Annotated in this window: 19 protein-coding genes; 13 read left to right on the top strand and 6 right to left on the bottom strand. The window is 67.6% G+C overall.

What is annotated here, in order from left to right; genetic code table 11:
- Positions 1 to 23 precede the first annotated feature (23 nt).
- The 8 genes from GBA63_RS03665 to GBA63_RS03630 all read left to right on the top strand — a co-directional run bounded on the left by GBA63_RS03665 (position 24) and on the right by GBA63_RS03630 (position 13354).
- Positions 24 to 1475, top strand: a complete 1452-nt coding sequence (locus GBA63_RS03665; RefSeq protein ID WP_166173589.1) for an alkaline phosphatase family protein — start codon at positions 24 to 26, stop codon at positions 1473 to 1475.
- Positions 1476 to 3146 (top strand): ELWxxDGT repeat protein, encoded by a 1671-nt coding sequence (locus GBA63_RS03660; protein ID WP_166173587.1) that lies wholly within the window; start codon positions 1476 to 1478, stop codon positions 3144 to 3146. It abuts the gene before it with no gap.
- 70 nt (positions 3147 to 3216) lie between these two features.
- Positions 3217 to 4278 carry a phosphotransferase family protein gene (locus tag GBA63_RS03655; protein WP_166173585.1) on the top strand — a complete coding sequence of 354 codons (1062 nt, stop codon included), beginning with the start codon at positions 3217 to 3219 and terminating at the stop codon, positions 4276 to 4278.
- Between the two features lie 11 nt (positions 4279 to 4289).
- Positions 4290 to 5309, top strand: coding sequence for a phosphotransferase (locus GBA63_RS03650; protein ID WP_166173583.1), 1020 nt, complete (start codon positions 4290 to 4292; stop codon positions 5307 to 5309).
- A 10-nt stretch (positions 5310 to 5319) separates the two neighbouring features.
- On the top strand, positions 5320 to 6387 hold the full coding sequence (locus tag GBA63_RS03645) for a phosphotransferase enzyme family protein (protein WP_166173581.1): 1068 nt from the start codon (positions 5320 to 5322) through the stop codon (positions 6385 to 6387).
- 150 nt (positions 6388 to 6537) lie between these two features.
- Positions 6538 to 11388, top strand: a complete 4851-nt coding sequence (locus tag GBA63_RS03640) for an NAD-glutamate dehydrogenase (protein ID WP_166173579.1) — start codon at positions 6538 to 6540, stop codon at positions 11386 to 11388.
- Between the two features lie 67 nt (positions 11389 to 11455).
- A complete protein-coding gene (locus tag GBA63_RS03635; protein ID WP_166173577.1) occupies positions 11456 to 12142 on the top strand; it encodes a hypothetical protein in 687 nt (228 codons plus the stop codon).
- Between the two features lie 426 nt (positions 12143 to 12568).
- Positions 12569 to 13354, top strand: a complete 786-nt coding sequence (locus GBA63_RS03630; RefSeq protein ID WP_166173576.1) for a hypothetical protein — start codon at positions 12569 to 12571, stop codon at positions 13352 to 13354.
- 128 nt (positions 13355 to 13482) lie between these two features.
- Here the strand turns inward: GBA63_RS03630 and GBA63_RS03625 are convergent, their stop codons facing one another.
- From GBA63_RS03625 to GBA63_RS03615, 3 genes are all read right to left on the bottom strand, one after another.
- The gene (locus GBA63_RS03625) at positions 13483 to 14031 is read right to left on the bottom strand and encodes a gamma carbonic anhydrase family protein (RefSeq protein WP_207957061.1); all 549 of its coding nucleotides are present in this window, start codon (positions 14029 to 14031) and stop codon (positions 13483 to 13485) included.
- A complete protein-coding gene (locus tag GBA63_RS03620; RefSeq protein WP_166173574.1) occupies positions 14022 to 14501 on the bottom strand; it encodes a methyltransferase family protein in 480 nt (159 codons plus the stop codon). The genes GBA63_RS03625 and GBA63_RS03620 overlap by 10 nt, the downstream gene beginning before the upstream one ends.
- 89 nt (positions 14502 to 14590) lie before the next feature.
- Complete coding sequence (locus GBA63_RS03615) at positions 14591 to 15766, bottom strand: acetyl-CoA C-acetyltransferase (protein ID WP_166173572.1); 1176 nt, start codon at positions 15764 to 15766, stop codon at positions 14591 to 14593.
- A gap of 141 nt (positions 15767 to 15907) precedes the next feature.
- On the opposite strand from GBA63_RS03615, the gene GBA63_RS03610 reads away from it, so the two are divergent.
- Together GBA63_RS03610 and GBA63_RS03605 are read left to right on the top strand one after the other, a co-directional pair.
- Positions 15908 to 16594, top strand: a complete 687-nt coding sequence (locus GBA63_RS03610) for a VOC family protein (RefSeq protein WP_166173570.1) — start codon at positions 15908 to 15910, stop codon at positions 16592 to 16594.
- A 9-nt stretch (positions 16595 to 16603) separates the two neighbouring features.
- Positions 16604 to 17911: an FAD-dependent oxidoreductase gene (locus GBA63_RS03605; RefSeq protein ID WP_166173568.1), complete on the top strand. Its 1308-nt coding sequence runs from the start codon at positions 16604 to 16606 to the stop codon at positions 17909 to 17911.
- Positions 17912 to 18201: 290 nt separating this feature from the next.
- On the opposite strand, the gene GBA63_RS03600 is transcribed toward GBA63_RS03605, so the two are convergent.
- Positions 18202 to 19302, bottom strand: coding sequence for a glutamate--cysteine ligase (locus GBA63_RS03600; protein WP_166173566.1), 1101 nt, complete (start codon positions 19300 to 19302; stop codon positions 18202 to 18204).
- An 84-nt stretch (positions 19303 to 19386) separates the two neighbouring features.
- On the opposite strand from GBA63_RS03600, the gene GBA63_RS03595 reads away from it, so the two are divergent.
- The 3 genes from GBA63_RS03595 (at position 19387) to GBA63_RS03585 (ending at position 22470) form a co-directional block, all read left to right on the top strand.
- Positions 19387 to 20346, top strand: a complete 960-nt coding sequence (locus tag GBA63_RS03595; protein ID WP_166173564.1) for a site-specific DNA-methyltransferase — start codon at positions 19387 to 19389, stop codon at positions 20344 to 20346.
- A gap of 70 nt (positions 20347 to 20416) precedes the next feature.
- On the top strand, positions 20417 to 22006 hold the full coding sequence (locus tag GBA63_RS03590) for an acyl-CoA synthetase (protein ID WP_166173562.1): 1590 nt from the start codon (positions 20417 to 20419) through the stop codon (positions 22004 to 22006).
- Between the two features lie 107 nt (positions 22007 to 22113).
- The gene (locus GBA63_RS03585) at positions 22114 to 22470 is read left to right on the top strand and encodes a nitroreductase family deazaflavin-dependent oxidoreductase (protein WP_207957060.1); all 357 of its coding nucleotides are present in this window, start codon (positions 22114 to 22116) and stop codon (positions 22468 to 22470) included.
- Between the two features lie 234 nt (positions 22471 to 22704).
- Here GBA63_RS03585 and GBA63_RS03580 read toward each other — a convergent pair whose 3' ends face one another.
- Both GBA63_RS03580 and GBA63_RS03575 read right to left on the bottom strand, forming a co-directional pair.
- Complete coding sequence (locus tag GBA63_RS03580) at positions 22705 to 23361, bottom strand: response regulator (RefSeq protein WP_207957059.1); 657 nt, start codon at positions 23359 to 23361, stop codon at positions 22705 to 22707.
- The gene (locus GBA63_RS03575) at positions 23361 to 25598 is read right to left on the bottom strand and encodes a sensor histidine kinase (protein ID WP_166173560.1); all 2238 of its coding nucleotides are present in this window, start codon (positions 25596 to 25598) and stop codon (positions 23361 to 23363) included. The genes GBA63_RS03580 and GBA63_RS03575 overlap by 1 nt, the downstream gene beginning before the upstream one ends.
- Positions 25599 to 25625: the final 27 nt, after the last annotated feature.

The raw sequence follows: 25625 nt of genomic DNA, 5'->3' as shown, positions 1-25625 counted from the left end.
GAGCCGGATCTAAAGGAGGTACCGTGTCCCGACGCGTGATCGTCGTAGGGCTCGACTCCGCCCCGCCGGAGCTGCTCTTCGGACGGATGCTGGAGCACATGCCGAACCTCAGGGCGATGGTGGAGGCCGGCCTCCACGGCCCGCTGCGCAGCTGCGACCCCCCGATCACCGTCCCGGCCTGGCAGGTGATGTCCACGAGCGCGAGCCCGGGACGGCTGGGCCTCTACGGCTTCCGGCACCGCAAGGGCCACTCCTACGCCGAAGCCTGGACCCCGAACTCCTACTCCGTTCGCCTGCCCCGGATCTGGGACGTTCTGGCGCGCCACGGGAAGCGGTCGTGCCTGATCGGGGTGCCCCCCGCCTACCCGCCAAAACCGCTCAAGGGCTGGAGCGTCTCGTGCTTCCTCACCCCGCCGAACGCCGAGCGGTACACCCACCCCGCGGATCTCCGCCGGGAGATAGAGGGCCTGGTCGGGGAGTACCTCTTCGACGTGAAGTTCCGCGTGGAGGACCGCGAGACCCTGCGCGAGAAGCTCTTTGAAATGACCGAGAAGCGCTTCGACGTGGTGCGCCACCTGGCGACCACGAAGCCGTGGGACTTCTTCATGTTGGTGGAGATAGGGGTGGACCGCCTGGGCCATGCCTTCTGGAAGTTCTTCGACCCCGGGCACCCCAGGTACGTCCCGAACAACCCCTACGAGCGCGTCGCCGACGAGTACTACCGCCTGATCGACCGTCGCCTCGGAGAGCTGCTCGAACTCCTGGACGACGCGGTCTTCCTCGTCGTCTCCGACCACGGCTCCAAGGCCATGCGCGGCGCCTTCTGCATAAACGAGTGGCTCATCGAGCGGGGCTACTTGAAGTTGGATCAGGCGCCAGAGGGCGCCGTCGCGCTGGACGGTGCCTCCGTGGACTGGGACAACACCAGGGCCTGGGGCTGGGGCGGCTACTACGCCCGCATCTTCCTCAACCTGGAGGGGCGCGAGCCGCGGGGTGTCATCCCCGGTGGCCGCTACGAAGAGGCGCGCGAGGAGCTGGCGGAGGAGCTTCGGACGATAAAGCGCCCGGACGGGGAGCGGATGCGGGTGGCTGTGTTCCGCCCGGAGGAGCTCTACCCCGCCGCCCTCGGCAACCCGCCGGACCTCATGGTCTACTTCGACGACCTCGACTGGCGCTCGGCGGGGACCGTCGGCCACGGCGGGCTCTACCTCTCCGAGAACGACACCGGCCCCGACGACTCGGTGCACTCGATGGACGGCATCTTCGTCCTCTACGACCCAACGCGTAGGTACGCCCGGAGGGTGGAGGGCGCGAGCATCCTGGACGTTGCCCCGACCGTCCTGGAGTTGATGGGCGTCCCCGCGCCCGGAGGAATGGAAGGTCATCCCGTCGGGCTACTCGGCAAACAGGAGGTACCCCCGCGATCTCACGGCAATGAAGTGCGTCCCACCAAACCGGCACAAAGGAGCGTCTAAATGAGCTACATCGCCACCTTCGTGCGCCGCGGCCCGCGTGGCAGCGGCGCGCCGGAGACCCCGGACAAGCCATCCCCCTCCCGGCCCGGCGGCCGGCGTATCGGCGTCGCGCTGGCCGGCAGCGTCGTGCTGGCGGCCATGCTGCTGGTCCTAACCAACCTGGCCTCCGCGCAGACCGCCCAGCCCGGTCCTCCCTCCCCAAGACCGTTTCTCGTAGAGGACATCTACCCCGGCGCGACCGGTTCGGAACCCAATCACCTCATGAACCTCAGGGGAAGGCTGCTGTTCTCGGCCAACCACCCGGACTTCGGCGAGGAGCTGTGGAGGAGCAACGGCACGGCGCAGACCACCGAGCTGGTCAGGGACATAGATCCCGGCCGCCTGGTGATCAACGACGTGGAGGTGCCCAACTCGTCGGCCCCCGACAAGGTGATGCTCACGAAGAGGTGGATCTACTTTGCGGCCACCACCGCCAGCAACGGCGAGGAGCTCTGGAAGAGCGACGGCTCAAATAGGGGCACCGTCCTCGTCAAGGACATTGTTCCCGGCTCGGGCTCTTCGGGGGCCGAAGACTTCGAGCCGGTAAGCGCAAAAACTACGTTCTTCAGGGCCTGGGACGCGGACCACGGCGAGGAGCTGTGGAAGACCGACGGCACGCAGAGGGGCACCACCCTCGTGAAGGACATAAACCCCGACGCCCCCCCCGGGGCCCGCTGCCCGCAGAACCAGTGCGGCATCCCCATGGGCTGGAGCCATCCCGATACGCTGACGGCCATGGGCAAGACGGTGTTCTTCGCGGCCGACGACGGCGTACACGGCGTCGAACTGTGGAAGAGCAACGGCACGGCCGGGGGCACCGTCATGGTCAAGGACATCAACACCATCCCCGGCAACTCCAACCCCAACGACACCACCGGCGCCGACACCCGCAGCGCGGAGGTCGAGAAGCTGTTCGCCGTGGGCGACACGCTCTACTTCAGGGCCAACGACGGGACCAACGGTCTAGAGCTGTGGAAGACCGACGGCACGGCCGGCGGCACCACCCTGGTAAAGGACATCAACCCCACCACCCCCCCAGGCCCCACCACCACCGCCTGCAAGAGGGCGAAGAGCTGCGCCGGGAGCTCGTTCGTCGACGACTTCACGGTCGTGAACGGGCAAATCTTCTTGACGGCCAACGACGGGACCAACGGCGTCGAGCTGTGGAAGACGGGCGGCACGGCGGGTAGCACTACCCTGGTAAAGGACATCAACCCCAGCTCCGAAATCAGGGCTTCGGACACGGCCAACCTGGTAGCGGTGGGCAGAACGCTCTTCCTGAGCGCCAACGACGGGACCAACGGTCTAGAGCTGTGGAAGAGCGACGGCACGGCCGGCGGCACCGTCATGGTCAAAGACGTCAACCCCGGCCCGGCCGATTCGGGCCCGGACCAGTTGACGGAGTTCGATGGAAGGCTGCTCTTCACGGCCGACGACGGCCAGCACGGCATCGAGGTGTGGGGGAGCAACGGCACGGAGGCCGGCACGAGGCTGCTTCTGGACATAGAACCCGGACCGGCCGGCTCGGATCCGAGCGAGTTGATCGATGCCCGCAGGTTGCTGTACTTCGCGGCTTCCAACCCCTCCGCCGGCGAGGCATTGTGGGCCGTGCGAACGAGAGACGTCAGGTAGGCCTTGAGGCGGGTGCGCGACCCGCTCTCGTGTCGCGCACCCGCCGGGAATCGCTTGCGAGGAGATTTTGGTGGCAGGCAGGACGGGCGGTTCGGTGGATGAAGCCAAGACGATGGCGGAACGTTCGCTGGCCGAGAAGCTGATGAACCCGCCGGTCTCGGCCCTCTCTCGGGACGGCAAGACCGTACGGAGCTACCGGGCGGGGGTGATCAAGACCTCCATGTCGCGCCCCATCCTGCGCTACACCGTAACCGGCTTCGACCGGGAGAGGGGCGCCCCGTTCCGGGCGGTGATCATCGGCAAGGGATACTACCGCTACGACGGGGCCGAGACCTTCGGTTTCATGAACCGGCTCTGGTCGGAGGGCTTCGCCGAGCCCGATCGGCTGACCATCCCCGAACCCATAGCCTACCTACCAGAGATGAGGCTCTTGCTCCAGAGCCAGGCGGAGGGGAAGGCCCTCTACGACTACATAGACAACCCCGGCGAGGCCCGGGGGGCGGTGAGGCTGACGGCGCGCTGGCTGGCGAAGTTGCACGCTACCGGCGTAACGGACGCTCCCGTCCTACCGCCCGACTTCGAGGAGTCCAAACTCCGCGCCTACAAGGAGATGCTCATGCAGATCTGCCCACCGCACGCGCGGCGGGTGGAGGACTTCACCGAGCACATAATCTCCTCGTTGAAGGCGCTCGACCCGCGCCGGGTGGTCCCCACCCACGGCGACTTCCAACCCAAGAACGTGTACGTGCTGCGCGACCGGGTGACCGTCATAGATTTCGACCGCTTCGCCCTGGCGCACCCCGCGCGCGATCTGGGCCACTTCGTCGGGCAGAGCATGACCATGTCCTGCGCGCGCGCGGGTTCGTTCGAGGCGATAGGACCTTGGAACGCCGCTTTTTTGGAGGAGTACGCCCGCCTCGCCCCCCCGGGGGCGCTCGCGGCGATGCCCGTCTTCGTGGCCCGGACGTTTATGGAGGTACTGAAGCACAAGATCTTTCTGGACCCCGCCAAGAACGCGCGCCTGCTGCCCGCCTGGCTCGACGAATGCGAAAGATGGCTGGGCAAAGCGCACGACTCCCCGGAAGCGGAGCGCGGCGAGTCCCGGTTGTCGAGGCGCGAAAGCGAAGCCTGATGGGAGGCCGAATGACCCTTGAAATGTCTTCCAAAGAGATCAAGCAGGATCTGAGCCGGCGTATCGAGATGGTGAAGCAGCCGGGGTTTCTAAACTCTCGGATCCGGCCGCACTTCCCGGACGACGGGGTGAACGGTGGTGGCTGGGAGACGCGGGTGCTCCAACTCGACGGCACGGGCGCCGCGACGCTCGAGATCGGCCTCGGCGGCCAGAAGGTGTTCGCCAAGTTCTACCGCCCGGACGACGAGGGCGCCCCGCTTATCTACGAGAAGCTGAAGACCCTTCGCGCCGCCGGCTTCGGTCCAGGCGAACGCTACCAGGTGGCCGAGCCGCTCGACGTCGTCCCGGAGTACGGGATGCTTCTGACGAAGGGGGCCGAGGGCCCGGCGGTATCGGATTTCATCGGGGGCGATCGGGATGCCCTGTTCTCCGGCGCGGTGGAGTCGGCCCGCTGGCTGGCCAGGCTGCACTCCTCGCCCGTGCGGATCGGCAAACCCCGCTCGCTGGCGGCGTCCAGCGAGTTGCTCTCCGTGGCCCGGCGCCTGGCCAAGGTTATGACCAGGAGCCCCGGACACCTCGAGACCGCCGACGGGATGATCCGGAGGATGGAGAGGATGGCCGAAGACACCGTGGACGGGCTTCTGGTGCAGGGCCACGGCCAGTACCGGCCGATCCACGTCTTCGTCGGCGGCCCGTCGGTGACGGTGATCGACATGGACAGGAGCCGACCCTACGATCCCTCCTACGACGTGGTCGAGTTTCTCGTTCGCCTGAGGAAGTCGGTGCTCAAGTACGCGGGCTCCGTGGAGCCCGCAGATGCTCCGACCCGGGCGTTCCTGGAGACCTACGTCTCGGCGGTGCCGGATCGCTCGTACCTGGCCAACCTGTCCTTTCACTGGGCGCGTTTTATCCTGCACGGCCTGAACGGCGAGATGAAGGACGACCAGACCGGCGAACCCGAGTTCGACCGTATCGTGGCGTTCTACCACTCGGAGTTCGAGGACGTGCTCGGAGGCCGGTTCGTCATCTAGGAGGCGCGTCTTGTTTGCGAGAGAAGATCTACCCGTGGACGCCCTCACGGAGGCTTACGACCTTAGGCCGTGGCGGTCGGTCGAGTTGCTTCCGGCGGGCAAGAGCCGGCACTATCGTGTCGTCACCGACGGCGGCGAGTACATCTTCAGGCGCTCTCACCCCTCGAGAACGTCAGACGAAGTGCGCTTCGAGCACGCGCTGGTGGATTATCTGCGCCGCAACGGTTTCCCGGCCCCCAGGTTCGTCCCCTGCGTAGGCGGGGGTACGTCCGTCGCCGTGAACGGGGGTCTTTACAGCGCCTCCGTCTTCGTGAAGGGGTCCCAGTATCGGGCCGGTAACGTCGAACACCTTCGGGAAGCGGCCCGCACGCTGGCCAGGTACCATCAGATTGTCGTCTCTTTCGAGTCGTCTCCCCCACGGTCCCGGGAACCGTTTCTGAGCGAGACCTTGCGCGAGCGGCTTACTGGGACGTTCTCTCCCGAGGTGATAGGCGACTTCATGGCCCGATACGGCGACCACCACTCCCGGGTCCCGGATCTACTGGCTTCGTTACCCCATGTCCTGAGAAGGGGCGAGGCGGTCCTTAGCCTCCTCGACCTGCTCTACCCGGACCTGCCGAAACTCATCATCCACGGCGGTTGTCGACGCGGGAGCACCTTGTATAGGGGTGATCGTCTCGTCGCCATGTTGGACTTCGACAGCGCACGCCGCGAGGCCAGAGTCGTGGATCTCGCCATCGCGCTACACGATTTCGGCAAGGTGTGGGGCGATCCCGGTTCTCCTAGCTTCAAGGTGCCCCTGGACCTCGAAGTCGTTTCGCGCTTTCTCGATGCCTACCAGGAGGTCAACCCGCTAGAGCCTGCCGAGATCGAGGCGCTGCCCGCCGTGTTGCAGGCGAGGCCGCTGAAGAGGGCGCTCGGCAAGTACCGCTCGATGATCGAAGACCGGGCGCTGTCGCCCGGCCATACAAGGAAGACCGCCCAAGAGGTCTCTCGCGTACGATGGTTGGAGGATCACGGAAGGGGGCTGCGGGAGATCCTCCACGGGGCGACGCGAGGTTCCGGGGCTCGCTCGTAGACGCCCGCTCGGAATCGCGGCCGTCGCGAGGCGGCCGACGAATCTTCCCGCCTCGGTCAACCCGACCTTCCGCGGCGGTCGCGAGCCCCCGGATTCGGGGTTGGGCTAGAATGGTCCCGGTGGAAAGGAAACGCGACGGGGAGCGTGGCGATGCTTGCCAAGGACGAACTTCTCGACAGGGTCGTGGACAGGGTTCGGGAGCACATGCCCGAGGACCGGGGGGCGCAGGCCGAGGAGTTCGCGCGGCAGTTCTTTGCCTGGATCCCGCGCGAGGACCTCGACGGCCGCTCCCCCATCGACCTCTACGGAGCCGCGATGGCCCACTTCGGGTTCGCGTACCAGAGAACGCCGGGCGAGGCTAAGGTCAGGGTGTACAACCCGCACTTCGAGGAGCACGGGTGGCAGTCCACCCACACGGCGCTCGAGATCGTCACCGACGACATGCCGTTCCTCGTCGACTCGACCCGAATGGAGGTCAACGCCCGCGGCTACGGCATCCACCTGATGCTCCACCCAATAATGAAGGTCCGCCGCGACGACGAGGGCAGGCTTTTGGAAGTGCTGCCGTCGGGGGCGGAGGACGAGGACGCGGTTTCGGAGTCCGTGATCCACGTCGAAGTGGACCGGCAGACGGAGCCCGAGGTCCTCGAAGAGCTTCGCGCCTGCACGGGGCGCGTGCTCTCGCAGGTGCGGGCCGCCGTCGAGGACTGGCCGTCGATGACGGAGCGGGTCGGGGATGTCATCTCGGGGTTCGAGGAGAATCCCCCACCGCTGGACGAGGACGACCTCGCCGAGGTTCGGGCTTTCCTGGCCTGGATCTCGGACGACAACTTCACCTTCCTCGGCTACCGGGAGTACGACCTGATCACAGAGAACGGCGAAGACGCCCTGATGAGCGTGGAGAACACGGGACTCGGCATCCTGCGCGAGACCGGCCGCAAACCCCACTCCCACAGCTTCGCCAAACTGCCCCCCGAGGTGCGCCGGCTAGCCCGCAGGCCAAACCTCCTCAACCTCACCAAGGCGAACTCCCGCTCCACCGTCCACCGCCCCTCCTACATGGACTACGTCGGCATAAAGAAGTTCGACGATAAAGGCAACGTCACGGGCGAGCGGCGGTTCTTGGGTCTCTACACGTTCTCGGCCTACAGCATGAGCGTCTTCGAGATGCCCATCGTCAGGCGCAAGGTGCGGCACGTAATGGAGAGGTCCGGGTTCCCGAAGGGGAGCCACAACGAGAAGGACCTCGTCGAGATCCTCGAGACCTACCCCAGAGACGAGCTGTTCCAGATCTCCAAAGAAGAGCTCTTCGATATCGCCATGGGCATCCTCCACCTGCAGGAGCGCCAGCGGACCCGCCTCTTCGTCCGCCGCGACACCTACGGGCGCTTCTTCTCCTGCCTCGTCTACGTCCCCCGGGACCACTACGACACCGAAGTCAGGCGCAGGATGCAGAAGATCCTCAAAGACTCTCTGGGCGGCGTGGGCTCGGCCTTCGACGTCAGGCTCTCGGAGTCGGTGCTGGCGCGGCTGCACTTCATAGTCTACGTGGACCCCGGGAACGTGCCGGACTACGACGCCGAGGACATCGAGGAGCGGCTCGCCGAGACCACCCGCTCGTGGTCTGACAACCTGTACGACGCCCTCATAGAAGGCGTCGGAGAAGAGCGCGGCAACGAGCTCTTCCAGAAGTACCGCGAGGCTTTTCCGGCGGGTTACCGGGCGGGTTTTCTCGCCAGGACGGCCGTCACGGACATCAGGAGGATCGAGGAGCTCGCCTCCGAGGAAGACCTGGAGATGAGCCTGTATCACCCGATAGAGGAACCGGACGAGTTCCTCGGGTTCAAGCTCTTCCGCTCGGGGGATCAGATCTCCCTCTCCACAGTCCTCCCCCTTCTGGAAGACATGGGGGTCGAGGTCGTGGACGAGAGGCCGCACAAGGTCGAGCCCCTCGGTTCTCCGCCGGTCTGGATCTACGACTTCGGCCTCGTCGACGAGTCCCGCGGCGAGTTCCAGACGGGCGAGGTGCGTGAGATCTTCCAAGACGCCTTCGCCCGCGCCTACCGCGGCCTGGTCGAGAACGACGGCTTCAACCGCCTCGTCCTCCGCGCCCGCCTCACCTGGCGCCAGGTAACTATCCTCCGCGCCTACTGCAAGTACCTCCGCCAGGCCGGCACGACCTTCTCCCAGGCCTACATGGAGGACACGCTCTTCGCCAACCCCCACGTAGCAAGACTCCTCGTGGACCTCTTCCAGACCCGCTTCGACCCGAGGAACGCGGGTGGGGCGCAACGCGAAACGGAGCGCCTGAAAGGGGAGTTGGAAGAGGCGCTGGACGAGGTTGTGAGCCTGGACGAGGACCGCATCCTGCGCAACTTCCTCGACGTGACGCTCGCTACGGTTCGGACCAACTACTACCAGACGGACGACGGCGGGGAGCCCAAGGTACACCTCTCGTTCAAGTTCGACCCGCGGGGGATACCGATCCTGCCGCTGCCGCGTCCGAGGTTCGAGATCTTCGTCTACTCCCCCCGCGCCGAGGGCGTCCACCTGCGCGGCGGCGAAGTGGCCCGCGGCGGCATCCGCTGGTCCGACCGCCGCGAGGATTTCCGCACGGAAGTCCTCGGCCTCATGAAGGCCCAGATGGTCAAGAACGCCGTCATAGTCCCGGTCGGCGCCAAGGGCGGCTTCGTCGTCAAACGCCCGCCGGCGGGAGGGGGCCGCGAAGCCCTCCAGAAGGAGGTAATAGCCTGCTACCGCACGCTCATCTGCGGCATGTTGGATCTCACGGACAACCTGGCTGACGGCGAAGTGGTTCCGCCCCCGGACGTAACCCGCTACGACGATGACGACCCCTACCTCGTCGTGGCGGCGGACAAGGGCACCGCGACCTTCTCGGACATCGCCAACGGCATCTCGGCCGAGTACGGGTTCTGGCTCGGCGACGCCTTCGCCTCCGGCGGCTCCGTAGGCTACGACCACAAGGAGATGGGCATCACGGCCAGGGGCGCCTGGGAGTCGGTCAAGCGCCACTTCCGCGAGCTCGGCAAGAACGTCCAGGAAGAGGACTTCACGGTAGTCGGCATCGGCGACATGTCGGGCGACGTCTTCGGCAACGGTATGATCTTGAGCCGGCACACGAAGCTCGTCGCGGCCTTCAACCACCTCCACGTCTTTCTCGACCCCGACCCCGACCCCGGGGCGAGCTTCGCGGAACGCGGGCGCCTCTTCGGGCTGCAGCGCTCGACGTGGGCCGACTACGACGCCGAACTCATCTCCGAGGGCGGCGGCGTCTTCCCGAGAACCGCCAAGTCCATACCGCTCTCCCCGCAGGTCAAGGAGCTGCTCGGCACGGAGGCCGAATCGTTGACCCCCAACGAGCTCATACGCGGCCTGCTCGGGGCGGAGGTCGACCTGCTCTGGAACGGTGGAATAGGGACCTACGTCAAGGCCAGCACCGAGGGCAACGCCGAGGTCGGCGACAGGACCAACGATTCCTTGCGGGTGGATGGAAAAGATTTGCGGTGCCGGGTGGTCGGCGAGGGCGGGAACCTGGGGTTCACGCAGAGGGGGCGCATCGAGTACGCGCTTTCGGGCGGCAGGATCTACATGGACGCCATAGACAACTCGGCCGGGGTGGACTGCTCGGACCACGAGGTGAACATCAAGATCCTGCTGGACACCATCGTAAAGAGCGGCGACATGACCCAGAAGCAGCGCAACGAACTTCTGGCCAGCATGACCGAAGAGGTGGGCCGCCTGGTCCTCAGGGACAACTACGATCAGACCCTCGCGATAAGCAACGCCCTGGCCCTCGCCCATCCGATGGTGGACGTCCACGTCAGGTACATCAGGCACCTGGAGCAGTCGGGCGCGCTCAACCGCGAGCTCGAGTTCCTGCCTTCGGACGAGACGCTCGCGGAGCGGCGTTCGGAGGGCGGGGGGCTCACGGCGCCGGAGTTCGCGATCCTGGTCTCTTACGCCAAGATCACGCTCTACAAGCAACTCCTGGGCTCGGACCTCCCCGAGGACCCGTACATCTCCGCGGAGCTCGCGCGGTACTTTCCGGAGCCCTTGCGCGAACGGTTCGGCGGCCGCCTGGAAGAGCACCGGCTGCGGCGCGAGATCGTTGCGACCCGCGTGGCCAACGAGCTCGTTAACAAGGCGGGCCCCTCCTTCGTCTTCAGGCTCGGCGAGGAGACGGGGGCCACCCCGGCGGAGATCTCGCGCGCCTTCACCGCCGCCATGGAGGTCTTCGACCTGCGCAAAACCTGGGGGGAGATAGAGGGATTGGACGACGAGGTCGAGGCCGCCACCCAGACGGGGATGCTCCTGGAGTGGCGCAGGCTCGTCGAGCGCTCGACCCGCTGGCTCCTGCGCAACCGCCGCCCGCCGCTGGACGTCTCGGGGACGGTCTCGTACTTCCGGGAGGAGGCACCGGGCCTGGCGAGCAACATCCACGGTTACATGATCGACGGCGAGAAGCGGGGCGTCGAGGAGGAGACCGAACGGCTAGTCGAGGCCGGCACGCCGGCGGACCTGGCCCATAGGGTGGCGACCTTCGGGGCCATGTTCAGCGCGCTCGACGTGGTGGACGTCGCCGTCGCGGCCGGGGAGCGGCCGGGGACGGCCGCGGAGGTGTACTTCGCGCTCGGGGACCGGCTCAGGATCCACTGGCTCCGCCACCACATCGAGGCCCTCCCCCGCGACAACCGCTGGCGCGCCCTCGCCCGCGCCGCCCTCCGCGACGACGTCTACGGCCTCCAGGCGGCCCTCACCGCCGCCGTCCTCAGGGACACCCCGGAGGAGGCACCGGTGCAAGACCGCATCGAGGCCTGGATCTCGGCCAACGACGGCGCGGTGGACCGTAACCTCCACGTCCTCTCGGACATAAACGCCAGCGGCGCCTTCGACCTCGCGACGCTGTCGGTGGCGCTCAGGGAGGTCCGAAACCTCGTGCCGTCCTCCCCAATCGAGAAGGCCGGGTCACCGGCCGGCTGAACGGGGCATCGCGAAACGCCCCCACCCGCAATCCGCCGCATCAGGAGTCGCGACGTAGAATGATCGGGTGAAGGTAGTACGCACTCTGACGGCCGTCGTGATACTGGCGGCGGTGTTTCTTGCCGCATCCTGCAGTCCGCCGGACGGCCTGGACCGGGCTACGTGGAATCCCGCCTGTCCTCCCGGCCTCGGTCGGGGTCTTCTGGACCCGAGTTTTCTCGGTCCCGACGACGGGCGCGGTGGTCCGGCCGTCCGCAAGCTCCTGCGTAACCCGGACTTCGGGGCTTCGGGCGATGCGGCGGAGGATCTCAGGCGCGGCGTGGTGGACCCCCGCCTCGTGACGACCCTGCAAAGGATCTCGCAGGAGCACGCCATCTGCGTGGACGTCTTCAAGGAGGGCCACTTTTTTATCCAGGGCGTGGAAGACGGCCCGCGCATCCCCGACGGCTACGGCGAGGCCGGCGGCCTGCCCAACACGCATTACTTCGGCCGGGCCGCGGACATCCGGTACGTCGACGGCGAGCCCGTCGAGGGCAACGGGTCGAGCCCGGAAGTCCTCGACGTCGGCGGAATCCTCGCGGACCTTCCCGCCGATCAAAGGCCGGACCAGATCATCGGCCCCGAAGAGTGGACCGAAGAGCTTGGCTTCGGCTACGAGGAGGGTTGGATCCTGGACAAAGACCAGCTGGACCTCCACGATAAACATGTCCACCTCGGCTACGTCAGGGAGCGTGGCACCCGCAACACCAGGTAGCCGCCCGCGGTGCTCTCCCCGCAAGCTAGTCGTCGACCCAACCCCGAGCGCCCGGTCGTCTTCGTCGCCCAGCCGGGTCCAGGGCGATCCGTATCGAGGATCTAGCCAAATTGGGCTAGTAATAAACGGTGCATCGGTACGATGGCGTTGGCCTCTCTTAGGGCCAAGATTCATTTGTCTCATCACCGGCAGGAAAGGGGGCGGGTGGGCGACGTACCTTCACGGTAAACGGGGGGCGCAGAGGGGAAGTGGCTTCCGGGTGGCTCTGATCGTCCGAAGTAACTTTCGGCTGCGTCGGCTCCAGAGAAACCGCAGGACGCATCGGCGCAACCGGGTATCCGAGGGTCCGGCCGCCCTTTCACGGCGAAGACGCGCGGGAATACCGGCCACGGTGCGAAGCCGTACTCGACGAGGAGAGGAGAGACGATGAAGCGCCAGCACGGAGGGCATGCAGAGAAGGAGTACGCGTCGGCGGCGCCCGTCGCCGCGTTGCTCGCCGGGCTCCTGCTCGCCCTGCTGACCATGTCTGTGGCGCAGGTTCCAGACGCGGGGGCGGCCGTGGACAGGCGGGCGATGTCGATCCAGCGCGGCGACAAGGGGTTCCCGATCTGGTACCAGGACGCCAGGGGCACGCGCCTGGGCCTGTGCCTCGCCGGCCCCCCGCTCTGCCTGGCGACGCGGGAAGGCATGAGGCCCCCGAACGGTGAGGCGTTCTGGTGGAACGCCGAAGCCCAGATGGCCCGGGTGGGCTTCAACCGCGCGGGCCAGGCCAGGCTGGTCCTGGCGGTCGAGGCCGCCTACGCCAACGCGGGGGCGAACTCCCAGATAAGCTTCGGGCGGATACGCGTCCGGGCGAACAACCTGAGGCCGGGGACCGTGTACACGGTCACCCACCCCTACGGCCGGCTAAGGGCCAGAACGGACGCGAAAGGAGAGCTGCGGATCTCGAGCGACGTCGGCTGCGCCGCCACGCCCTGCAGGTTCGGCCTGGCCCTTCGGAGCCGGGTCTTCCGGGGCTTCCTGAGGTGGGACCCGAGGGTGGGGCCGAAAGCGCCGCCCAACTTCCTCGGCAACCCCACGATCCCCCACAAGGTCGTCGGCAGCCCGAGGGGCACCAACTTCTTCCGCATACAAGGCCCGAACGTCGGGGGACGCGGCGTCAACAAGAAACAGACGGGACTCTTCTCCGTCCAGGGCAGGAGGGAGAGCTAGGGCGGGTTGCGGGGGCCAAAGCCCCCGCGATCCGAGCTGTCAGCCGTCAGCCCGCTCCGGCTTCGCCTACGCTTTCAGCTTTCAGCTTCTTGTTCTTGCTGATAGCTGATGGCTGAAAGCTGAAAGCTCTATACGTCCCTATCGTGCAAGGAGCGCCGATGCGCGGCGGCCCGTTCGACGTACTCGCGGGCGCCGCGTTCTATATCTGTGGCTTGTTCCCCGGTGACTTCTCCGGCGCGTTTGGCCGGGAGGCCGACGATCAGGCTTCGGGGAGGGAATTCCCGGTTCTCCGGGACCATCGCGCCGGCGGCCACAATGGAGCCGGCGCCGATCTTCGCGCCGTTCAGGATCGTGGCGCCCATTCCCACCAGGCACCCGTCACCCACCTCGCACCCGTGGACCACGGCGTTGTGCCCGATCACGCACCCCTCGCCGACGACCGCGGGAAAACCGGGGTCGGCGTGCAGGACGCAACCGTCCTGGACGTTGGTCCGGGCCCCGATCCGGATCGGCTCCGTGTCGCCGCGCAGCACGGCCCCGTACCAGACGCTCGATTCGTCGCCAAGCTTCACGTCCCCGATAACGAAGGCCCCCGGCGCAACCCAGGCGGAGGAAGCCAGCTGCGGCAGGACGTCCCCGTGCGGAAGCAAGGGGCCGTTTTTCTGGTTCAGATCCAACGCCGCACCCGCCCCTTGTAGCGGAGGTACTCGTCCCCGAACTTGCCCTCCAGGTACCGCTCCTCCCGTTTTACGACGCCGCGGTCCACGACGTGAAGTACGGCCGGGAGCAACAGCGCGGCCGGAAGAGCGTTGGCCCTGGCGCTGAGGCCCGAGTATATGAGGGTCATCCCGACGTAGAGCGGGTTGCGCGTGAACCCGTAAGGCCCCCTGTCCACGATGGCCGTCGTGGGGTGATAAGGGTCGACGTTCGTCCCGGCCCGGCGCATCTCGCGAAAGCCCCAGAGCCCCAGCGCGAGACCGGCGACCACGAGCGGCCAGCCCAGGGCGCGCGAAAGACCCCGGGGCAGGAACGGCGTCGGGCGGAGCCGGTTCGTGAGCAGTCCGGCGGCCAGGCCGCCCGCGAAGATCAGGGGCGGCGGCGCGACCACGCCCGGGTTGTCAGCCCTCTCTCCGTTGCCATCGCCCATCCCTGAACCTCCTCGTCCTTTCCCGACACCGTAAAGGCGCTTCGCGAAGCGCCCCTATACCGAACAAACCCGCCGCCCTGCCGACCGCCTCACGCCTCCACCAGCACAGCGTCGCCCTGCCCTCCGCCCGAGCAGATCGCCGCGAGTCCCCTGCCGCCTCCCCTGCGCCGCAACTCGTACAGCAGCGTCGCCAGGATACGGGCGCCGCTTGCCCCGACGGGATGCCCGAGCGCCAGCGCCCCGCCGTTGACGTTGACCCTATCGGGGTCAACGTCCAGGATTCGTGTCGAGTGGATAGCCACGCCCGCGAACGCCTCGTTGATCTCGACCAGGTCTAGGTCCTCAGACTTCCAGCCGGCCTTCTCGAGCGCGAGCTTGCCCGCGTTGCCGGGGACCGTAAGCAGGTTCGGCGGCTGCTCGGCGATCTTGGCGTGGGCGACTATGGTCCCGAGCGGTTCGAGACCGCGCCTCTTTGCAAAGGACTCACCGGCCAGGACCAGCGCGCCCGCGCCGTCGGTGACGCCGGGCGCGTTGCCGGCGGTCACGGTGCCCCCCTCGTCGATCGGTTTCAGGGAAGAAAGCTTCTCGATGGTGGTGTCGCGCCGGATCGGCTCGTCGTGCTCTACGTAGGACGTCTGTCCCTTCTTGCCCGACACCTTGACGCCGACGATCTCGTCGGCCAACCGTCCCTCGTCCGTGGCCGCGGCGGCGCGCTGATGACTGCGGAGCGCCCATTCGTCCTGGTCCTCGCGGGAGATGCCGAACTTCTTCGCCCCGTCGGTGCCGAAGCGGACCATGTTCACGTGCTCGAAGGCGTCGAGCAAGCCGTCGTGCATCATCGAGTCGTAGGCCGGCGTATCCCCCATGCGCGCGCCCCAGCGGGCTTTGGGCAAGAGATAAGGGGCGTTGGACATGCTCTCCATGCCGCCGGCGAGGACGACGTCGTAATCGCCGGCCCGGATCATGGTCTCCGCCAGGGTCGCGCTCCTGAGGCCCGAGGCGCAGACCTGGTTGAGCGTCTCGGTCGTGAGCGTGAAGGGAAGGCCTGCGTGGTGGTTCGCCTGCCGGCTCGGGATCTGGCCGACCCCGGCCTGCACCACGATCCCGAACAGGGAGTGCTGCAACTCCGCACTCTCCACGCCGGAGCGGTCCACGGCCTCCCGGATCGCCACCCCGCCAAGCTCCGGCGCGCCTAAAGAGGCCAACGCCCCGCCGAACCTCCCGAACGGCGTCCGCGACGCCCCGAGAACCACAACCCTCTCCAAAGGACTTCCTCCGACGTAGAAACCAACGACCACAGTTTAAGCCCTCCGAGAGCTTCGCGTGCGGCCGAACGCGCGCGCCGGGGGCGCTTCTACATGCTATCTTTTCGGCGGACTACCGCTTCCAGTACAGGGGAGAAACCCATGAAAGTGAAGAAGCTGGATCACATCGCCCTCTACATGGACGACCGCGCCTCCGCCGCCGATTTCCTGACCTCCAACCTCGGCTTCCACGTCGTTGACCACACCGACCGCTACACCCTCGTCGGCGCGGGGGGCAGGGTCGGCAAGCTCACCCTCTTCGACGCCCCGACAGGCGCCCCCTCCCCCGACCCCATAGAACGCATAAACCTCCGCGTGGCCGACCCGGAATCCGCCGCAGCGAAGCTCCCATCCGAAACCAACCCCGAACGCCAGGGCCCCGGCTTCGTCTTCACCGGCCCCGAAAACCTCCCGCTGGCCCTGGTCCCCGGCGAGGGAGATTTCACGGACTACGACCTCGAAGGTTTCGTGCTGCGCTCGGCGGACCCGGAAGCCTCCGCGCGCGGTTTCCTCGAGATGGGCTTCGCCCCCGGTGAGGACTCGAGGACGCTCGGGGCCGGAGAGTACCGGCTGCGCCTGGCCGAACGTGCTCCCGGGAGCGGGGGCATGCTGTTTCACGTAGGTTGCCTCGTGGATTCCGCCGAGGACCATCGCAGGGAGGCCGAGGAGCGGGGGCTGGAGGTCCAGGACTTCGTCGAGGGTCCGAACACCCTCGCGGTCTTCGTCCGCGGCCCGGAGGGCGTGAGCGTCGAGTACGTCGAGCACAAGCCCACCTTCTCCCTGACTTAGAACCGCCCGATGCGCGTCATCGTCGCCGGCGGCGGGCTCGCCGGCTTCACCGCAGCCCTGAGAGCCGTAGAGCTCGGCGCGCGGACGACGCTGCTCGAGAAGGGCGGCCTGCCCGGCGGGTCCTTCCTCCTTTCCAGCGGCTACGCCTGGTCCTACAGGGACCTGCCGACCTTCCGCCGGGAGGCGCCGGGCGGAGATCCCGGCCTCCAGAACCTAATCCTCGAACGCCTGGAACCCTACATAGGCTGGCTTGAGAGGCAGGGCTGCCCCGTCCTCTCGCGCGAGACGGGCAACCCGCTCACGTTCGGCGCCCGCCTCGACCCGGAGGGGACGGTCGGCGCGCTCGCGAGGCGCATCGCGGACCTCGGCGGCGAGATCCTACCGAATACCGCGCTCGACGGGCTCCTGAACGATACCTCAGGCCGCGTGACCGGCACGCGAACGAACCACGGAGACGAGCTTGCGGCGGACGCCGCGATCCTGTCCTCCGGTGGCTTCGCGGGCAACCCGGAGCTGGTCAGCCGCCACATAATCGGGGGGCCCGGCAGGATGCGGCTGCGGTCGCATCCCAGGAGCACGGGGGACGGTTTCCTCGCCGCGCAGGCCGTCGGGGCGCGGACTAGCGCGGGTATGGACGAATTCTACGGCCGCAACCTGCCGGCCCCCCCGGCGGAGTTCTCCCCCGCGGAGTTCGTGGAGGTCTCCCAACTCTACGGCCGCCACGCCGTCGCGATCAACACCAGGGGCGAACGCTACGCCGACGAGGGCGCCGACTGGTCGGAGACGGCCCTGACCCGCACCACGGCCCGCCAACCCGGCCTCCGCGCCTGGTACGTCCTCGACGCGGCCGGCCTCGAAGGCCGGGTACGCGAACGAACCGCGGGCGAGATGGTCGAGGCCGCCAAACGCGCCGGCGGCACCGTCCTCGAAACCCCGACCCTCGAAGAACTGGCGGAAGCCCTCGCGAAACACGGGCTCCCCCGCGATATTACCCTCCGCACGCTGCGCGAATACAACCAGGCCGTCGCGGACGGAAGGGGCGACGAACTCTCCCCGCCGAGGACCGGGCCGGCCGCGCCCGCCCGCGTGCCGCCGTTTGTGGCCGTGGAGGTCGCGCCGACGATAACGCACACGGTGGGCGGGCTCGCGGTAGACGAGCGCTGCGGGGTACTGCGCCTGGAAGACGGCGGACCCATTCCAGGCCTCTACGCGGCCGGGGTCGAGGTCGGCGGGGTCTCGACCGGCGGGTACACGAGCGGCCTCGCCGCGGCCGTGGTCTTCGGAAGAATCGCCGCAGAATCAAGTCTCGGGCATTAGGGCGGGTCGAAGAGGCGACGCCTCTTCGACCCGCGCGGTCAGCTTTCAGCTTTTTGCTCTTGGCTGACCGCTGATAGCTGACCGCTGATAGCTGACCGCTGATAGCTGACCGCTGATAGCTGACCGCTGATAGCTGACCGCTGATAGCTGACCGCTGATAGCTGACCGCTGATAGCTGACCGCTGATAGCTGACCGCTGATAGCTGACCGCTGATAGCTGACCGCTGATAGCTGACCGCTGATAGCTGACCGCTGATAGCTGACCGCTGATAGCGCGACTTGCGGAGGTATCAACCTCCGCAAGTCGCTTCAACCAGGTATCTCACCACGTCCTCCAGAGAGCCGCGCCTGTTGTGGACGCGGCGCTGCTTTTGGGCGCCGTTTCCGGCTTCTACTATCTGCAGGATTCCTTCGAGCTCCGCTTCGCACCCGAGGTCCTGGGAGACGGGGGCCAGGCTCCGCACGAGGGTCCGGGCCAGCTTGCGGGCCGGTGTGGCGTGGCCCGTCGAGAAGTCGTGGAGGGTTGCGTCGAGGCCGTGGCGGGTGGCGCTCCACTTATTCTCTTCGGTGAAGAGCGGGGCCTCGGGCTGGTGTTCGTCGGCGCTCGCGACCAGGCACTGGGCGAGCGCGGTGAGGGCCGATGTCCGGGCAGGGTCCGTCTGGACGTCCGGGGCGCGCAGCTCGACCGTGCCGAGCCTGGGGTGCGGCCTGACGTCCCACCAGCACCAGGAGTAGTCCGGGATCAGGCCGGCGTCCACCAGCTTGCCCACGTAGACCTCGAATTCTTCCCAGGCGCGAAAAGCCGGGGGCAGGCCGGAGCGGGGGACGAGGGCGAAGACCTTGGCGCGCGTCGAGGCGAGGCGCGTGTCGACGCCGTTCCAGAAGGGGGAGTTGGCCGAGAGGGCCAGAAAGAGCGGGACGTGGCGTGAGAGGGCGTTGACCGCCTTTATGGCCGTCTCACCGTCCGGGACGGCCACGTGGACGTGGAGGCCGTAGATCGCCTGCATCCGGGCCGGCCAGCCCATCCGCTCCTCCACCTGCCTGTAGCGGTCGTCCGCCGTGATCTCCTGCAGGACCGGGTCGCTGAACGGATGCGCCCCCGCCGCCGCGAGCCAGATCCCGCCTTCCTCGGCGAGACTCCTGACGGTCTTCCGCAGAGCAAAGACCTCCTTCCCCAACTCCCCGACCGTATTCCTGGCCGGGGATCGTAACTCCACGCAGGAAGCCGAGAGCTCTGCCGAGACCGACTCCTTCGGGAGCTCGGCGGCGTCTCGGGCGGCGAGCACGCCCCCGATACCCGGCGTCAGCGCGAGCGAGGCCGGGTCGACGAGCTGCAGCTCTTCCTCGACCCCTACCGTGTAGGGCGCAGAGGCCCCGAAGTTGGTCTCCATGCGGCAACTCTAGCAGCTTGGGAGCGCCCCTTCGGACGACCGGCCCGGCTATACTCCCTACCCGCGCGACCGGAGAGGAAGGGCTTGCCGGAACTCGTTTGGATCGGAAAAGAGCAGGTGGTCGACCTTGCAACCGGGATACCCCCGCGCGCACTGCGCCGCGCCCCCGAACTCTCCCTGACAGGCACCGGTCCAGCCAACACCATCGTCCACGGCGACAACCTTCTCGCTCTCGCCGCCCTCCTTCCCGCCTACAGGGAGAAGGTGAAGCTCGTCTTCATAGACCCGCCGTACAACGCCCCCGGCGAACGCTGGCCCTACGAAGACCGCCTCTACGAGCCGCCGGCGGAGGGCTGGTTCGGCGAGGTCGGCGCCGAGGACGAGGACCCGCTCCGCCACGACAAATGGCTCTGCATGATGTACCCGCGCCTCGAGTTGCTGCGGGACCTGCTTTCACCGGAGGGCAGGATCTTCGTCACCATGGGCGAGAACGAGGCGCCCCGCCTCAGGCTCCTGATGAACGAGGTCTTCGGACCCGGGACCTTTCTCGGCTGCGCCGCCTGGCACAAAGGTCCCTCGCCGGGCCAGAATGCCGGCTTCCTGTCCAAAACCCACAACTACGTGGTGGTTCACGCCAAGAACGCGGCCCCGAAGCCGGAAGCGAACCTCCCGACGACCTGGTGGACCGCCGGGGAGTTCGGCGACAGCGAGGAGGCCCGCCGGGAGCTAGAGGCGCTCTTCCCGGAAAGAGAAGACTTATTCGCCATCCCGAAGCCGACCCGCCTCGTCAGGCGCATCGTCGAAGCGGCGACGGACCCGCGCGGCGGCGACGTCGTCCTCGACTGCTTCGCCGGCTCAGGGACCACGGCCCAGGCGGTACTGGAACAGAACGCGTGGGACGGCGGGGACCGCCGCTTCGTCCTCGTCGAGATGGCTGGCTTCGCCAACGACCTGACCGCAGAACGGGTCCGGCGCGTCCTCAGCGGCGGGGATCGGAGTTCGTCCGCAGGCTTCGACTTCTACGAGCTGGACGAGGTCCGCTGACCGGAGCCCGTCTCGCGGCGCTCTAGTAAAATGCGTCGCGAGAAGCCGCCTTTGGGGAAAGGGAGGAGTCGTGTCGAACATCGGCGATTACGAGAAGACCCGCGCCAGCTACGACTGGGGGACGCCCGAGAGGTTCAACTTCGGCCGCGACGTCGTGGACGGGTGGGCCGGGCAGGATCGCCCGGCCATGATCTGGCTCGGCAACGACGGCAGCGAGAGCCGCCTGAGCTTCGCGGATTTCTCCCGGCTCTCCAACCGGTTCGCGGGCGCCATGCGTTCCCTCGGCGTGGCCCGCGGCGACCGGGTGATGGTCCTTCTCGGCAAGGTCCCCGAGTGGCACGCTATACTCATCGGCCTCCTCAAGCTCGGCGCCATCGCGATCCCCTGCGCCCCCCAGCTCCGGTCGGGCGACCTGAAGTTCCGGGCGGAGCACTCCGGTTCCGTGGCCATCGTCTCCGGTCCGGAAGGGATAGACGAGGTCGAGAAGATGCGCGGCGAAGCGCCGGGCTTGAAGCACTTCGTCTCCCTGGGGGAGCGCAGGGACGGCTGGGAGCCGTTCGAGGGGCTCATGGAAGCAGCCCCCGAAGAGTTCGCCGCCGAGGACACGGCCGCCGAAGATGGGGCCTTCATGCTTTACACCTCGGGGACCACCAAGCACCCCAAGGGCGTGCTCCACACCCACGGCTACACCCACGCAAAGAGGATGCAGGCGGAATACTGGCTCGATTTGCAAGAAGGCGACAGGCTGTGGTGTACATCAGGGACGGGGTGGGCCAAGAGCATCTGGAACGTCTTTCTCGGCCCGTGGAGCCTCGGGACCGAGATCTTCTTCCACGAGGGCGGCTTCGACCCCGCAGAACGCCTGGACCTCATCAAACAGTACGGCATAACCGTTCTCTGCCAGGCCCCAACCGAATACCGCCTCCTCACCAAGACCCCCGAGCTAGAAAGGGCGGACCTCTCGACCATCAGGCACGCCGTCTCGGCCGGCGAACCGCTGAACCCGGCCGTCATCGAGCGGTGGAAGGAGTTGCACGGCCTCACGATCTACGACGGCTACGGCCAGACGGAGAACACCCTCCTCGTCGGCAATTTCCCCGGCCTCGAAGTGCGCCCCGGCTCGATGGGCAAACCCTCCCCCGGCTGCGACGTGAAGGTCGTCGACATGGAAGGCAACGAGTGCCCGCCCGACGAGCCGGGCGACATCGCCCTCGCGGGACGCCCGCCCGTCCTCTTCAGAGAGTACTGGAAACAGCCCGATGAGACGGAAGGCGTCTTCCTCGACGGCAACTACTTGACCGGCGACAGGGCCTACCGGGACGCCGACGGCTACCTGTGGTTCGTCGGGCGTTCAGACGACGTCATACTCTCGGCCGGCTATCGCATCGGTCCCTTCGAGGTGGAGAGCGTGCTCATCGAGCACCCCGCCGTCGTAGAGAGCGCCGTCGTGCCCGCCCCCGACGAAGACCGCGGCAGCGTCGTCAAGGCCTTCGTGGTGCTCGGGGCCGACCACGAGCCGTCGGAAGAACTCAAGAAGGAGATCCAGGACTATTGCAAGGCGAACACGGCCCCGTACAAGTACCCGCGACAGATCGAGTTCATAGACGACCTCCCGAAGACGACGAGCGGCAAGATCCGGCGCGTGGAGCTGAGAGGGTGAGGTTTCGGGCATCAGGCTTCAGGTTCCAGGTAAGAAATCACGGAACGCTTCCGTCGTGCGCGCTTTGGCTCGTCCCAGCCTCCCTGAAGCCTGCGACCTGAGGCCTGATGCCTGATCTCCGCGTCCTCGCGAACGAGGACTTTTGCTACCTGACCACCGTCGGGCGGGTAACGGGCGACCCGCACGAGATCGAGATCTGGTTTGCTATCGTCCCGAAGACGCGCACCCTCTTCATGCTCGCGGGCGGCGGTGGCCGATCCGACTGGGTGAAGAACCTACGCAAGAGGCAGGACGTAACACTGCGGATCTCCGGAGAGGTCATCGACGGTCGGGCCCGCGTCGTCGAAGACGCGGACGAGGACGAGCTTGCTCGTAACCTGCTGGTCGAGAAGTACGAAAGAAATCCGGGCAGCCTGTCGAGCTGGCGGGAAAGGGCCCTGCCTGTAGCGGTGGATCTGGAGTAGCTGTCGGCCCGGCGCTTCGCGCCTCATCAGCCCGCTCCGGCTTCGCCTCCGCTTTCAGCCTGTCAGCCGGTCGTCTGTACACGCTACGCCTCCCGGTACCCGAACCGCCACGCCGTGCGCGGCCCGGCCGGGCCCTGCACGGCTGAAAGCTGATTGCTGAAAGCGAGGGGCTGCGAAGCAGGCCCGACGCGTGCCGAGAGCGGAGGCCTCAGGCCGGAGCGGGCTGACTAGCTCTCACGCGCCGCCCAATCCGGCTTCGCGGGCGCGGACGATTGCCTGGGAGCGGTCGGCTACCTGCAGTTTCAGGAAGACGTGGGAGACGTGGTTGCGGACGGTCTTCTCGCTCAGGTAGAGCCTGCGGGCGATCTCGGGGTTCCCGAGGCCCCGCGCCACGAGATCGAGTACCTCGCGCTCGCGCTCGGTGAGCTCGGGGAAGACCTCCCTGGCCTCCGGCTTGGGGGCCGAGAAGAAGCCCATCAGCCGCCTGGCTATCTCGGGCCCGAAGTGGGCCTCCCCGCCGGCGACGGCCCTCACCACCTTTATCACCTCGTCGGCGTCGGCCCCTTTTAGCACGTAGCCCCTGGCGCCGGCCCGCATGGCCGCGAAGACGGAGTCGTCCTCCTCGAACATGGTGACGACGACGACGCCGATCCCGGGATCCTTCTCGACGACGCGCCGCGTCGCCTCTATGCCGTTTATGCCCGGCATCTGCACGTCCATGAGCACCACGTCGGGCCCGAGCTCCGCGGAGAGCGCGACGGCCTCCTCCCCGGTCGCGGCCTCGCCCACCACCTCGAAGTCGTCCTCGGAGGCGAGCATGGCCCTGACCCCGTACCGGAAGAGCGCGTGGTCGTCGGCTATAAGGACCTTTATCGTGGGTACTTCGACCATCAGGCCCCGAGGGTCCGGCCGGGGACGCGAACCGGCGCCGGGGCGCCCTCTTCCTGCGGCCCTTCGGTCTCCGAATCTTTCTGTGCCGCGGTGGCGGGGAGCGGGAAGACCACGGAGACGCGGGTGCCGCCCTCCGGCGCGGGGGCGACGGAGAGCTTCCCGCCGAGTTCCTCGGCCCGTTCGCGCATGGACGAGAGGCCGACGCCGGGCCGGCGCGAGGCGGCGTCCGGCAGGCCGACCCCGTCGTCGGTGACCTCAAGTCCCAGTGTCCTGCCGTTGGGATCTACTGAGAGGCGCACGCGGCAGAGCGAGGCGCGGGCGTGGCGGGCGACGTTCGTGATCGCCTCCTGGGCGATGCGGTAGCAGGCGACCTCGACCGCGGCGGGCAGCGGCGGCAACTCATCAGGAGCCTCGATCCGGAAGCCGAGCCCACTCCCCCCTTCGCCTTCCCCGCGCAGGCGCCCGTGGGCCGCCGCCTGCTCCCTGATGGCCGCGACGAGCCCGAGGTCGTCGAGGGCGGGGGGCCTGAGCCCGTAGACCAGCCGCCTGATATCCACGACGGCCTCCTTTGTCTGGGCCTTCAGGCGCGAGAGCATCTCCTCGGCCTCGTCCGGGTTCTTCTTGAGCAGCTTGAGCGAGACGTCGAGGCCTAAAGTGAGGCTAGCGAGCGTGGGGCCGAGGCCGTCGTGCAGGTCGCGGCGCAGGCGCCGGCGCTCCTCCTCGCCCGCCGTGACGAGCCGCTCGCGCGAGCGTTGCAGGTCGTCCGTCAGTCGCACGGCGTAGACGGCCACCTCGGCGTTCCTCGCGAGGTCCTCGAGCAGGCTCCTGTCCGCCGGGCTGAAGGGCTCCCCCGGGGTCCGTGGGGCCAGCAGGAGCTGGCCCAGGGTCTCGCCGCCGTAGGTGAGCGGCAACACCGTCTCCTCGCCCGTCGGGGTTCCGTGGGCCGCGGCCACCTCGAAGCCTCGTTCGCCGCGCCGGATCGAGATGGCCGCGTAGGGCAGCTTGAGCGCCCCGGCCACCGTCTCGACGATGGTGGGCAGGACGGTCCCCGGCTCGATCGCGGCCCCCAGGCGCCGCCCGAGGCGCGATAGGACCCTGTAGGGGTCGTCCCGCTCCCCGTACATCAGGCGGTTCACGCCGCGCTGGAGGCGCTCGCGCAGCGGCGCGAAGAGGACGGCGACGAGGCCCGTGGCCGTCAGCGACAGCGCGAGGTTCCCGCGCGCCTGCAGAAGCGACCCGAGGCCGCCCACGACCAGCACGTAGACGCCGACCACGACGGCGGTGAGGATACCGTAGACCAGCGCCCGGTTGATGACGATGTCGATATCCCACAACCGCCGGCGCAGGATCGCGGCGCCTATCGACAGCGGGATCAGGAGCGTGAAACCGTCGCTGCCCGCCGCCACCACGAAGCTGTACGGCGAGCCATAGTTGAGAAGCGTGGGAGAGGTAAAGAAGAGCAGTTGGAGCGCTATGACCCCGAGCAGGCTCGACGCCGTCCCGAAGACCACCCACTTGGTCTGCTGGCGCCCGATCGGGCCCGACACGCGACGGTAGCGGTAGAGTTGCGAGCCCAGGCCGACCAACAGGACCGTGCAGACGAGCACGAAGTCGATCAGCGGAGACGCGCTCTCGACGTCCAACACGGTGCCGGGGAACAGGTAGTAGCCGGCCTCGTGCGCGAGCCAGAAGAGGACCAGCCACCGCGTCCAGCGCGGCGCGAACCGGCCGTTGGGGAACAGGTACAAGAACGCCATGAACGAGACCGAGCCGAAGACCGCCATCAGACGAACCGGCAGCCACGCGACCGGGTACTCTTCCGCCAGCACCAGGGGCCCGTTGTTCAGGAAGAACACGGCGCAGGTCGCGAGGGTCACGGCGGTAAAGATTGCCATCCTGTCGTCGGGCCTGCGCAGCAGGATAACGACGCCCACCGCCACCCACACCGCCGCCACGGCCGCGCCGGTGGAGATGAGGTACGTGGCGTAGAACTCCACGGAGACGCCGGCCTTCTCCAGGTTGGCGCGCAAGACGTCGGGGCCCGCATCGGCGCCGGCAAAGTTGGTGAGGGCCTCGTAGTGCGCCGGGATGCTGGCGAGGAGCAGCCCCACGCTCAACGCCACGAACACCATCCACCCCACCAGCGTCAGGTGGGACCTGCGCTGGTTCGGCGAACGGGACGCCACGGCGTCGGGCTTACCCGCGGGCTCCCCGCGGCTGTCGAACCTGGGGCTCACGACCACAGCATATACCCGCCGCACCCC

The organism is Rubrobacter tropicus, from assembly GCF_011492945.1.
Taxonomy (GTDB): domain Bacteria; phylum Actinomycetota; class Rubrobacteria; order Rubrobacterales; family Rubrobacteraceae; genus Rubrobacter_D; species Rubrobacter_D tropicus.
The sequence above is the reverse complement of the archived record's forward strand: the minus strand, read 5'-3'. Positions and strand labels throughout refer to the sequence as shown.